9 protein-coding genes are annotated in these 12,095 nt (G+C 72.8%); 4 read left to right on the top strand and 5 right to left on the bottom strand.

Translation table 11 applies throughout. The features are described 5' to 3' along the window. Window positions 1–73: 73 nt before the first annotated feature. The 3 genes from HDG69_RS01520 to HDG69_RS01510 all read right to left on the bottom strand — a co-directional run bounded on the left by HDG69_RS01520 (window position 74) and on the right by HDG69_RS01510 (window position 5,973). Window positions 74–2,800 carry an exo-rhamnogalacturonan lyase family protein gene (locus HDG69_RS01520; protein WP_171782019.1) on the bottom strand — a complete coding sequence of 909 codons (2,727 nt, stop codon included), beginning with the start codon at window positions 2,798–2,800 and terminating at the stop codon, window positions 74–76. 129 nt (window positions 2,801–2,929) lie between these two features. After that, the gene (locus HDG69_RS01515; RefSeq protein ID WP_171782018.1) at window positions 2,930–3,931 is read right to left on the bottom strand and encodes a hydroxyacid dehydrogenase; all 1,002 of its coding nucleotides are present in this window, start codon (window positions 3,929–3,931) and stop codon (window positions 2,930–2,932) included. Further along, window positions 3,928–5,973, bottom strand: coding sequence for a DUF2264 domain-containing protein (locus HDG69_RS01510; RefSeq protein WP_343036203.1), 2,046 nt, complete (start codon window positions 5,971–5,973; stop codon window positions 3,928–3,930). The genes HDG69_RS01515 and HDG69_RS01510 overlap by 4 nt, the downstream gene beginning before the upstream one ends. An 88-nt stretch (window positions 5,974–6,061) precedes the next feature. Between HDG69_RS01510 and HDG69_RS01505 the strand changes: the two genes are divergently transcribed. Continuing rightward, entirely contained in the window at window positions 6,062–7,129 is a 1,068-nt protein-coding gene (locus HDG69_RS01505; RefSeq protein ID WP_171782016.1) for a substrate-binding domain-containing protein, read from the top strand. 82 nt (window positions 7,130–7,211) lie between these two features. Here HDG69_RS01505 and HDG69_RS01500 read toward each other — a convergent pair whose 3' ends face one another. Further along, a complete protein-coding gene (locus HDG69_RS01500) occupies window positions 7,212–8,501 on the bottom strand; it encodes an ABC transporter substrate-binding protein (protein WP_171782015.1) in 1,290 nt (429 codons plus the stop codon). Between the two features lie 196 nt (window positions 8,502–8,697). Then, a complete protein-coding gene (locus tag HDG69_RS01495; RefSeq protein WP_171782014.1) occupies window positions 8,698–9,459 on the bottom strand; it encodes a hypothetical protein in 762 nt (253 codons plus the stop codon). A 216-nt stretch (window positions 9,460–9,675) separates the two neighbouring features. On the opposite strand from HDG69_RS01495, the gene HDG69_RS01490 reads away from it, so the two are divergent. Genes HDG69_RS01490 through HDG69_RS01480 form a run of 3 tightly spaced genes read left to right on the top strand, consistent with a single transcriptional unit; the run spans window position 9,676 to window position 12,095 of the window. Next, the gene (locus HDG69_RS01490; RefSeq protein WP_171782013.1) at window positions 9,676–10,704 is read left to right on the top strand and encodes an AAA family ATPase; all 1,029 of its coding nucleotides are present in this window, start codon (window positions 9,676–9,678) and stop codon (window positions 10,702–10,704) included. Window positions 10,705–10,708: 4 nt separating this feature from the next. Further along, a complete protein-coding gene (locus tag HDG69_RS01485) occupies window positions 10,709–11,617 on the top strand; it encodes a DUF58 domain-containing protein (RefSeq protein WP_171782012.1) in 909 nt (302 codons plus the stop codon). Next, window positions 11,607–12,095, top strand: coding sequence for a hypothetical protein (locus HDG69_RS01480; protein WP_171782011.1), 489 nt, complete (start codon window positions 11,607–11,609; stop codon window positions 12,093–12,095). Before HDG69_RS01485 ends, HDG69_RS01480 begins: the two co-directional genes overlap by 11 nt.

Genomic DNA, 12,095 nt, shown 5'->3' with positions numbered 1-12,095 from the left:
GCTCCAGCCTAGAGGCGGGCACCCGCCGGACCGAACGCCGCCGGTGTGACGTCGTCCGCCCCGGCCGTGCGGCTCAGAGCCGGTCACCCACGAGCGCCAGGCACTGGATCGTGGCCAGGCCGTACATCGCGCTGGCGTTGGTCGAGAAGCTCGCCTCGTCCACCGGGCGCAGCACAGCGGGCGGCTCGATACGTCGGGTGCCCCAGTCGTGGTCGTCCGGGTAGCCCGCGTGTCCGGTGCGCAGCTCCTGCCACGCCCGCGCTGCCAGCGCGTGGTCCTCGAGCCGGACCGCGGCGTACGCGGTGGCGCGGGAGTACGACTGCCGGAGGTTCAGGTTGCCCCAGTGCTCACCCGTGACCTCGGCCTGCTCGTCCCGGGTGGCGTTGTAGAGACGGCAGAACTCCACCCACCTGGCCTCGACCTCGGGCTCCTCGACCAGGTCGAGGAGCTCGGTCATGACCTCGATGAGTCCGAAGACACCACCGAGGGACCCGACGGAGACCGACGGTTCTGCCCCCGAGCTGAACTCCGCCGTCTCGAGGTCGTAGGTGGTCTCGCCCTGCGCCCAGCCGTTGGGCAGCGCGGCGATCGATCGCGCGGAGGCGAGCAGCCGCTCCCGTGCCTTCGGGTCGCCGCCCCGTTCCCACTCGGTGAGCCAGGCACCGGCGACCGCACCCCAGTCCGTCGTCTTGCCGAACGGCAGCGCTGACGGGTCCGGGTCGTACTCGCCCGTCGAGCCGTCGATCTTCCGGGTGGCGTTGAGCACCAGGTAGGTGCGGTCGGAGTCGACGAGCTCGTGCAGCAGGTCGCCCACCCGCTCGTCGGCGGTGAGGAAGTAGTAGAACCGGCGGTAGTTCGCGTTGCTGATGCGCACCTGCTTGGCGCTGTCGCCCCAGTGCAGGACGTTGTGCCGCGTCCCCAGCCCCTTCCAGCGTCCGAGGTGGTACACGTCCACCTCCCCGGTGTGCCGGGTCATCGCCTCGGCGAACCGGAAGGCCGTCGCGTCGCCCGTGCGCAAGAAGTGGTACCAGAGCCACATGTCCGTGGACAGCTCGGAGTTGTCCCACGCGTACCCGCCGACGTCGTACCGCCACTGGTGCCGGTCACCGTCGTAGGAGTGCATGACGTCGCCGTAGTCCCAGAAGCCGTACCAGGACCGCTGCTCCTGCTGCGCCACGTGGTATCCGTGGATCGCGTCCAGCCTGTCCTCGAGCTGCGCCTTCGCCGGCGTCGACCTGTCGACCGGGGACCAGGAGCCGAAGACTCCGGCGGAGCTCATGTGCTCCGGGCCGGACATCAGCAGCGGCGGGGCGCTGTTGGCCTCGGCCAGCTCGGCGAAGCGCTGCGCGGTGGGTGTCGCGTCGAGCGCCCAGAACATGAGCTCGGTGGTCCGGGCCACGCCGTACGGGGTGCCGAACCCGGGCTCGTAGTCCTCGTAGGTGACCTCGAGCGCGTCGAGCTGTTCGGCATACGTGTCCTGCCCCATGCCGTCGTGGTAGAACCGCACGTCCATGGCCTCGGCACGCGGCGACCACATCCACACGGTCGCCTCCGCCTCGTCGCCCGCCGCACCGGAGATCTCGAGCTCGGTGGGGTGCAGCTGCCAGAAGTTGCGCATGCCGAAGGCGAGCCCGCCGGACGGCGTGCCGACGTAGGCCAGGCCGGCCGCCCGCTCCCCGGCGTCGACACGGATCCACGAGTGCCCCGTGCCGGTGCGCTTGCGGATCTCGAACCCGTGCGCCGTGAGCTGGCTCAGGCTGTAGTCGCCCCAGTCGGGGATCCAGTGCAGCCGGTCCGTCACCCGGGTGTCCCAGGTGGCCGGGTCCGGCAGCGCCCGACCCTCGACCTGGGCGGTGCGGACGGCCTGGCCCGGGTCCCTGCGCAGACCGGTGATGCCCTTGACGGCTTCGGCGAGCACCCCGCCGTCCGCGCCGGCGAGACGCACGTGGCGGTCGTAGAGCTCGCCCCGCATCGGCACGGAGAACTTCACGCCGATGGCCCGGATGAAGTCCTTGTCCTCGTCGCCGTCGAACATGAACGTGTGCACGAGCCGGACGCCGTCCGACCCGGCGTACAGGGAGAAGCGCAGCACGAACGGCAGCCACTCGCGGGCGCCCTTGGCGTGCTTGCCCTCGACCTTGATCACGGCCCGCACGGGCCCGGACTGCTCCACGGTGACGTCCTCGACCGTGCCGTCGAACGACTCGTACCGCAGGTTCTGCGGGTCGTCGGTGTCGGCCTTGTCCTGCCGGGACACGACGAGCCGGCCGGCCGCGGCCACGACGTCGTCCCCGCGACGGATGGACTTGACGATCTTCTTGCCGTTGCGCGCGAACGTGACCTGGATCGCGCCGGTGTCCACCACCACCTGGTTGCCGCGCTCCCGCACCGTGACGGCGGTCGCGGGGGACGCCGGGCGGCCCGGCGCCAACCGGTAGGTCTCCGCGCGCGGGGCTGCCTCGCTGACGGCGTGGGCCGTCCACTTCACCGAGCCGTCCGGCCACCAGCCCGTGGGCCAGGACTGCACGGGGGCGGGCTCGCCGGAGGCGGTGGTGAGCGCGAACGACTGGTCGGGGGCGAGGGCACCGCGTGCCCACGGCACGCCCCACGTGGCGCCCGCGGCGAGCGCTCCGGGCGTCCCGCCCTCGAGCCAGCGCAGGTCGACCGGGTCGTGCCCGGTCAGGGTGAGCGCGGTGGCAGCGGCGGCGGGCGCCGCGGATGCCACGTGAGGTGCGAGGACCGCTCCCGCGCCGGCCGCCAGGGCCGACGTGAGGACGGTACGACGACTGACATTGACCACGGTGGTCACTCCTTCGTGACGGGGACGTCTGTCCGGCGTTGGACGCCCTCATCGTGGGTCGACCGGCTCCGCGCGCGGGGCAAACGATCAAAATCGGACGCTCGCCGGGCGCCCGCGGTCCGGGCCGGCTCAGGCCGTCCGGGCGAGGTGCTCGCGCCGGACGGGATGGGCGAGCTCCAGCCCCGCGGCGAGCCGCTCGATCTCCGCCACGGCGCTGGCCCCCAGCCGGCGCAGCTCGTTGCCCGAGGACCCGGCGACGTGCGGCGTCAGCAGCACCCCCGGGGCGCCGTGCAACGGATGGTCCGCGGGCAGGGGTTCGGGGTCGGTGACGTCGAGGATCGCGCGCAGCCTGCCGGCGAGCACCTCTGTGGTGAGGGCCTCCGTGTCGACGAGCTGCCCTCGCGCGGTGTTGAGCAGCGTGCTGTGATCCCGCATGAGCGCCAGCTCGCGCGCCCCCACCATGCGGTAGGTCTCGGACAGGGACGGCGCGTGCAGCGAGACGACCTCCGATCGGCGCAGGAGCTCGTCGAGCCCGACGGCCGTGGCGCCGAGCCCCTGCGCCCCGGCCGCGTCCACGAACGGGTCGTGGAGCAGGACGTCGATGTCGAAGGGCGCGAGCAGCTCCATGACCTGGCGCCCGGTCCGTGAGGCGCCGACTATGCCGACGACGAGGCCGTGGTTCCCGTGCGGCGGCAGGTGCCGGCCGGTGAGCGAACGGGTCCTGCCGTAGTCCGCGGCCGACTCCAGCACCCGCTTGCCCGCCAGCAGGATCATCGCGAGCGTGTACTCCGCGACGGGTCTGGCGTTCGCCCACGCGGCGCTGGAGACCTCGATCCCGCGCTCCCAGATCGCGTCGGTGACGAACGACTTGACCGTGCCGGCGGTGTGCACCACGGCTCGGAGCCGCGGCGTCCGGGCGAGGAAGGCGTCGTCGAGCCGTGGCGGCCCCCAGCCGGTCACGAGCACCTCGACGTCGCGCAGCACGTGATCGGCGCCCCGACCGTCCGCAGTGGTCACCACGTCACCGGCGACGTCCGCGACGGCGGAGAGGCGAGCGCGAGCGCCGTTGTCGAAGAGCTCGGACAGGAGCTGCTGGTCGCGCAGGGCGAAGGCCGCGTGCAGGCGCCTCATCCGTCCACCCCCTCGGTCACGGGCAGGGAGTCGACCCGGCCGTCACGCCAGACCACGTGGACCTCGCCCTGGTCCTGGCGGACCTCGGTCACCGCCTCCACGTCGCGCACCCAGGCGACGCCACGACCGCTGAGCACCACGAGAGCCGCCGCGACCTCGCCAGACGCTGCGGCGTCCCGGCCGCGCACCCAGGGCGTCGCAGAGAGCTCGCCGAAGGGGTCAGCCCCGGTACGACGCGTCGTCCCGGGCAGATCGAGGCCCAGAAGCCCGCGCACCATCGAGGAGGTGCCGTCCCGGCGGACGATGCGCACCCAGTCCGGGTCGGTCTCGACGTGGAGCTCGCGTTCGCGCCCCGCCGCGAGGGGCCAGCCGCCGAGGTGCAGGCGCCAGGGCCCGGGGTCGGCCGGCCATGCCGCGTCCGCGTCCAGGGCGGCCGCCGAGACGGGCGACGCGGGCGGCGGGCCGCCGTCGACTTCCGGGGCCGGGACCCACCACGCGAGGCGCACCTCGAAGCGTCCGCGCACGACGGTCGCCGTCGTCAGGACCGGTCCGCGCCGCAGCGACGACCACACCGCGGCGTCGCCCGGTGCCCCGCTGCCCGGCAGGTCGAGCCAGTGGACGCGTGACCGGGACACCGCCGTGCCGCACTCCAGGCGCACCCGGTCGATCCCGTCGCGGTGCGACGGCGCCCCGGAGGCGTCCAGCAGCGCGGCGTGCGACTCGACCGGGGCCGCGACGGAGTCGGCCGTCAGCTGCGGCGACGTGACGTTCGAATAGCCGAGGCGACGGTAGAACGGGTCGTCGGCACGTTGCTGCACGGCGGGCTCGACCGACCGGTCCGCCCCGTGGTTGAGGACCCGGACGATGCCGTCGCCCGGGGTGGCCGAGACCAGCCAGCCCGGCACCGCCAGCGAGGTCACCCGGTCCTCGAGCCACGACGGCGGCACCTCCGGTTCCGCCGCCCACACCGGGTCGGTCGGGTCGAGGAGCAGACCGAGGAATCCCTTGGCCGCCCAGTACGGCGACGAGCCGCCGCTGTACAGCTGACGGACGCCGTCGTACCGGTGGTGCCAGCCCGTCGGCAGGAGGCCGCGCTCGTCGATCGACCCCGCCGCGACGAAGTGCTCGGCGACCGCCGAGGTGATCGCCCGCGTCGCCCCGGGCGTCAGCGGGGTGGCGCCCGCGAGCGCCCCTGCCCAGAAGGGAGCCAGCATCGCGAACCGGTACGTGACCGACCGGCCGTGCAGCACGGGCGCGCCGGTCGGGCCGACGAGGTGCTGCGCCTGCTCCAGGTAGGCCGACAGGCGCTCGGAGTGCCGCTGGCCCAGGGTGTGCCCGCCGATCCGGGCGTGCAGCAGCGGGTACAGGTGCCAGGCCCAACCGGCGTAGTAGTCGAACGACTGCCGGCGCCCGTCGCGACCCCGGCCGTCGGAGTACCACCCGTCCCCCACGTAGAGGGACTCGGCGATCTCCTCGTTGCGGTCGAGGTCGGCCTGGTCCCACGGCCCCCCGACCGAGGCGAGGAACGCCTCGACCACGTTCTGGAACCAGACCCAGTTGTTGCGATAGCCGCTCGTGCCCACGATGCCCGCCAACCAGTCGACGACGCGACCACGGACGGCGTCGTCGAGACGGTCCCACAGCCACGGCCGGGTCTCGGACAGTCCGATCGCCACGGAGGCCGCCTCGACGACGGCCTGCCGCCTCTCGTCGATCCGGGGCCATCTCTCGGCTCCTGCGGGATCGGTGCCGTGCCGCAGACCCTCGGCGTAGCGTCCCAGCAGCCCGGCCGGGTCGGCGCCACGCTCACCGCGAACCCGGAACGCAGCGAGCAGGAACGTGCGCGCGAACCCCTCGAGGCCGTCGCTCCAGGCCCCTGAGGCACTGGTCGGTCCGGGCAGCCGGACCAGGGAACGGCCGGGTGAGACGTACGGCTCGGTGGCGGTGAGCAGGCCGTCGGCCGTCGCCACCCAGTGCTCCCGGGTCCACCGCCGGGTCGGGCCCAGCGCCGCAGGGAGCCCAGTCGTCGTCGTATCCGTCACCTCGCGATCCTGCGTCGCAGGTCGGTCCGGTGACGCCCGCTCGGACATTTTCGATCAGCACGTGACCCGTCGGCGTTAGTGTGATCCGATGCATCTGCCCCGTGCACGGCACGAGTACCTGCTGCGGGAGGTCGCGCTGCGCGGCAGCGTGCGCTCGGCCGACGCCGCGGCGCACCTGGGGGTCTCCGAGGTGACCGTGCGACGCGACATCATCGAGCTCGACCGCACGGGCAGCCTGGCCCGGGTCCACGGGGGCGCGATCGCGCTCAGCGCCACCCGGGGACCACAGGCCGCGCGGGCACTCGTCGGTCTGGTCGTGCCGAGCACCTCCGCCCACTTCCCCGACGTCGTCCGCGGCATGGAAGCCCTCGCGCCCGCGCTGCGCGTGCGCCTCGTGCTCGGCGTCTCGCACTACCGGCCCGACGTCGAGGCCGCCCAGGTCGAGCGTCTCCTGTCCCTCGGCGCCACGGCGCTGGCCATCGCCCCGACCACCAGCGGGCGGACGTCCGAGGAGCTGGCCGGCTGGCTGCGGTCGATCCCCGTGCCGGTCGTGCTCGTCGAACGGCGGATCGACGGGACCACCAGCCTCAGCGAGCTCGACCTGGTGCGGACCGACCACGCCCACGGCGCGGTCGTGGCCGTCGAGCACCTGCATGCGCTGGGACACCGGCAGGTGGCCGCCGCCGTCTACGACCGCACGCCCACCGCACGCCACGTGCGACAGGGGTTCATGACCGCCGTCGAGCGCCTCGGCCTGTCGCCGGCACCCGACGTCTCGCTGTCCAAGGGCGACGACGACCCCGCGCTGCTGCGCTCCGAGCTGGACACCTTCCTCGACGAGTGCCTCGCCACCGGGACTCGCGCCGCGTTCGTCCACACCGACGACCACGCCGCGCGCCTGCTGGAGGCTGCGCTCGACCGCGGCATGACGGTGCCCGACGACTTCGCTGTCGTCGCCTACGACGACGAGAACGCCGAGCTCGCCATGGTGCCCCTGACCACGGTCACCCCGCCCCGCCGTGAGCTGGGCAGGGAAGCGTTGCGGCTGGTCGTCGACCGGCTCACCGAGGACGAGGGCGACCGGCGACCTCCCCGCCATGTCGAGCTGCTCCCGCGGCTCACCGTCCGCGAGTCGTGCGGGGCGATCAGGGACTGACTGGTTCGACCCCGACACGAGAGGTGGCCGCCGACGCGGGATCAGGGCCCGTGCCGGCGGCCACACGTCTGCTCGCGCAGGTCTAACCGAGCAGGTCCGCGCCCGCGAGGAAGAACTGCTCGACGCCTTCCTCGACCGACAGGGCACCGAAGCCGATGTCCTGCGCGATCCGGGTGAACTCGGCCTCGACGGCCCCTGCCCCCTCGGGAGGCGGCGCCGGTGCGTCGATCGCCGTCGCCTCGACCGCCTCCCAGTAGTCCTGGATCTCCTGGTCGAGCCCTTCGGGCTGGTTGCCCTCGCGGGCGGTCGCGGAGATCGGGACCCCGCGGGACATCGCGAAGATCTCCTCGACGGCGGGATCGTTGGTGAGGAAGTCGATGAAGTCGGCCGCGACCTCCGGGTGGTCGGTCTGAGCCGACATCGACAGCTGCAGTCCCGGCTTCAGGTAGACACCACGGCTCGTGGGGTCGTCGGCAGGCACCTCCAGCATGGTGAAGTCGTCGCCGCCCGTGCCCTCGGTGAACCGCACCAGGAAGTTGTAGAAGCTGATCTCGCTCGCGGTGTACTGCGCGCTGAGCGGGTCGCTCTCGATCTGCTCGCCCCGGCCGGGATCCATGAACCCGCCGCTCTCGAACAGCGGCGTCGCCCGGCCCCACCACTCGGCCAGCTCGGACTCGGTGAAGCCGAACCCACCGTCCTCGGCGAACAGGGACCTGCCCTGCTGCAGGAGCCAGATCTCGAAGACCGACCAGATCTGCGTGTACTGAACGGAACCGTCGACGGGCGGGTCCGTGTCCGCGTCAGCCGCACCGATCTCGCCGAGGAGCGCGTCGTACTCGTCCCAGGTGAGGTCGCCGGACGGCAGGTCGACGCCCACCTGATCCATCAGCGCGGTGTTGAAGAAGGTCGCGAGCACCGTCGTCTGCGTCGGTATCCCGTAGACCTGGTCGTCGATCTTCGTCCCCGGCATCACCGACTCGGGGAACGACGAGATGTCGATCTGCTCGCCGACGTACTGGTCGAGCGGCTGGATCTGACCGGTGGCCCCGTACTGGCGCAGGTAGGCCACGTCCATCTGGAAGACGTCCGGCAGTGCGCCGCCGGCAGCCTCGGTGTTCCGCGCGGTCCAGTAGTCGCCCCACCCGGCGTAGGAGGACTGGATCGTCAGCCCGGGGTTCCGCTCCTCGTACAGGTCGATCGCGGCCTCGTAGCGGTCCGCGCGGGTCGCGTCGCCCCACCACGCGAACGTGAGGGTCGTGTCGCCGTCGGCCTCATCGCCGCCGTCGCTGTTCCCCGCGCAGCCTGTCAGCGCCAGCGCGCCCGCGGCGAGAGCTGCTGTTGCCTTCGTCCGCCGGCCGGTTGTCGTCACCATGTGTGCCTCCTTGCGCACGTGTGCCGTCGGGCGACGGCGTCCTGCCGCTCGATGCTGGCAGGCAGTGGAGGCGAGGACGATCGACCGGACAAAAACGCACACCGGCGCATGCACACCGCGAGATCGACCTACCCGTCCCGAGATCGACCGACGGTAGGTCGATCTCGGGACGGGTAGGTCGATCTCGCGGGTGAGGTCAGGAGATGGTGCCGGTGCCCTCGCCCTCGACCTTGTCGTCGTGCAGCAGGTCACCGTTCTCGTCCACCGGGACGATCGTCGCGTCGAAGATCACGTCCGTGCCGGGCTGGTAGTGGAAGTTCATGCCGGTCGAGTACGACTGGCCCGACTCGAAGGGGTACACCGCCGGGTCGCGGTAGGCGGTCTGGTGCGTCCCGGAGTCGTTGACCTCCTGCTCCTCGTAGAGCTCCGCGCCTGTGATGGTGTCCATGCCCTGCATGTACGGCCAGTCCTCGTAGCGGGCGCTGATGTTCACCAGGCTGGAGCCGAGGTCGACCGTGTCGCCCTCGTTGGTGATCACGTAGTTGACGAAGACGATGTCGTCGCCCTCGGCGATGATCGGCTCGTTCTTCTCGGGGTCGACGAAGAGCCCGTCCTTCGGCGCCTGCGTGACCCCCACCTGGTAGACGTCGACGCGCACGTCGCCGACGGTGAACGAGGTGATCTCCTCGCCCGGGGTGGTCAGCGGGTTGGCCCACTCGGGCTCGGCCCCGCTGCCGCCGGCCGCGTCGTCGGCCGGCTCCTCCTCGGCGTCCTCGGGCTCCTCGGCCTCGTCCTCGGTCGGCTCCTCGACGTCGTCCGCCACGGCGTCGGCGTCCTCGGCAGTCTCGGCGGACGACGTGTCGACGGTCTCCGCCTCGTCGCCCGTCCCGCAGGCGGCGAGACCGAGGACGAGGGCACAGCTCAGGGCGAGGGTGGTCGTGGAACGGGCAGAGCGCATCAAGGATCTCCAGGTTCGGAAGGGAGTGGGTGCCCACCGCGCCGGACCGGCGTGCTGGGGGCACCTGCAGTAGAGCACGCGGACGCTCGGTTCCGGCCCCGGGTCACCCGCGTGTCGGCAGGCTTCTCGTCCCCCGAGACGGGCCCCCGAGAGCGACGGTCCCGGGCAGAGGAACGGTCTGCCCACGCCGACGTCATCCCTCTAGACTGCCGTGCCATGACCCTCCCGATCGCGGACTGGCTCACGCGCCGGCCGTCCCAGGCGGCCATCGACCGTTCCCAGCTCGCTCGGTCACGAGACCTCCTGGCGCGGATCGACCAGGTCTTCGACCAGCGCCTGGTCGGCCAGGACCGGCTGCGGACCACGCTCGTCCGCACGCTGATGGCCGGGGGCCACGTGCTGCTGGAGTCGGTGCCCGGCCTCGCCAAGACGACGGCGGCCCACACCCTCGCGGACGCGGTGGCCGGGAAGTTCGCCCGCATCCAGTGCACCCCGGACCTCATGCCCAACGACATCGTGGGCACCCAGGTGTTCGACCACACCACGAACACGTTCAGCACCCAGCTCGGACCGGTGCACGCCAACCTCGTGCTGCTCGACGAGATCAACCGGTCCTCGGCCAAGACCCAGTCCGCCATGCTCGAGGCCATGCAGGAGCGGCAGACCTCGATCGGCGGCGTCGAGCACCCCCTGCCGGACCCCTTCATGGTCCTCGCCACGCAGAACCCCATCGAGGAGGAGGGCACCTACGTGCTGCCCGAGGCCCAGATGGACCGGTTCCTGGTCAAGGAGGTGCTCACCTACCCCACCGCCGAGCAGGAGGTCGAGATCCTCGAGCGGATCACCTCCGGCCGGATGACGGCCCCGTTGACGGCCCGGCCGATCAGCCTCGACGACGTCCGCGAGCTCCGCGCCCTGACCGACAAGGTCTATGTGGACACCGAGATCAAGCGGTACGTCGTCGACCTCGTCGCCACGACCCGCGGTGCCGGGCCGCGCCCGGTCGAGGACCTGCGGCGGCTCGTCCGGGTCGGGGCCTCCCCGCGTGGTGCCATCGCCTTCGTCCAGCTCGCGCAGGCCGGCGCGCTGGCCCAGGGCCGGGACTACGTCACCCCCGACGACGTCAAGGACACCCGCTACGCCGTGCTGCGGCACCGTCTCGTGCGCAGCTTCGAGGCCCTGGCGGACGACGTCCCCGCCGAGCAGCTCGTCGACGCCGTGTTCGACGCCGTCCCCGTCCCCTGACGCCGTGGCCGCCTCACGGCTCGCGCTCGTCCGCGCGCGCGTCTCGCTGCCCGTCACCCGGCGCGCGACCGGGATCCTCGCCGGCCGCCACCGCTCGGTGCTCACGGGTCACGGCCAGGACTTCGACGACCTGCGGCACTACGAGGTCGGCGACGACGTCGGTGACATCGACTGGAAGGCCAGCGCCCGCGCCGGTGCACCGATCATCCGCCGGTTCGCGCACGAGTCCAGCCTGACGGTCGTGCTGCTGGTCGACACCGGGCGCACCATGACCGCCACCGCCGCCGGCGGCGAGGAGAAGTCCACCGTCGCGGACTACACGGCCGCCGTCACCGCCTACCTCGCCACCTCCCGGGGCGACCGGGTGGCCCTGCTGGCCGGGGACGCCGAGCGGCTCGTCCACCGGCCTGCCCGGGCGAGCGCCGGGGAGATCGAGGCGACCCTGCGCGCGCTGGAGGCGACGTGGTCGCCCGACGCGCCGCCGTCGGACCTGGGGGTGCTGCTGCGCCGAGCGCTGTCCACGTTCCGCCGGCGCAGCCTGATCGTCCTCGTGACCGACGAGGCCCAGCCGTGGCAGGAGCACGAGCGCCTGCTGAAGCTGCTCGCCGTGCAGCACGAGGTGCTGGTCGTGGCCGTCGAGGACCTCGACCCCTTCGACCCCCGGCTCCCCGGGATGCTGCGCGGACGCCGCGGCTCCGACGTCGTGGACGTCACCTCCGGCTGGTCGGTGCCCCGGTTCCTGCGCGGACGGCGGCGCCCGGCCGAGGCCGCGGCCCGCGAGACGGCCCGACGCCGCGCGCAGACGGAGTCGCTGCTCGCCCGGCGCCAGGTCCGCAGCGTCCGGGTCGCCTCGACCGACGACGTCGTCGGCGGCCTGGTCTCCCTGGCCCGGAGGGAGCGCCGTGCCCGCTGACGAGCTGGTCGACCCCCTGCCCTGGGCCTGGCCCTGGACCTTCGTCGGCGTCGCCGTCCTGCTGCTGACCGTCGCGGTCGTGGTGCTGACCGTGCGGCTGACCCGACCCGCGCCCGTGCCGGAACCGGCGGCGCCGGCCCCTGCACCCGAGGCGCAGCCCGTCGACCGGTTCGCCGCGGCACGCGCGGCCACGCTGGGACGCATCGACGACCTGGACCGACGCTGGCGGGACGACGAGATCGACGACCGCGCGCTGCACCTCGCCCTGCGCCAGGAGCTGCGCCGCTTCGCCGCCGTCCGGACCGGGCACGACGTCTCCACGATGACGGTCGGGGACCTGCGGGACCTGCACGGCACCAAGACCTTCGGCCGCGAGATGGAACGGCTGCTCGAGCCGACCTTCGGCCCCGACGGTCGGCGCATCGCCCGCCCGCACCGCTCGCTGCAGCGTGCCCGCTCGTTCGTCCGGAGGTGGTGA

The sequence above is a fragment of the Isoptericola halotolerans genome (assembly GCF_013149785.1).
Classification (GTDB): Bacteria; Actinomycetota; Actinomycetes; order Actinomycetales; family Cellulomonadaceae; genus Isoptericola; species Isoptericola halotolerans.
This window is presented reverse-complemented; position numbering and strand designations above follow the sequence as displayed.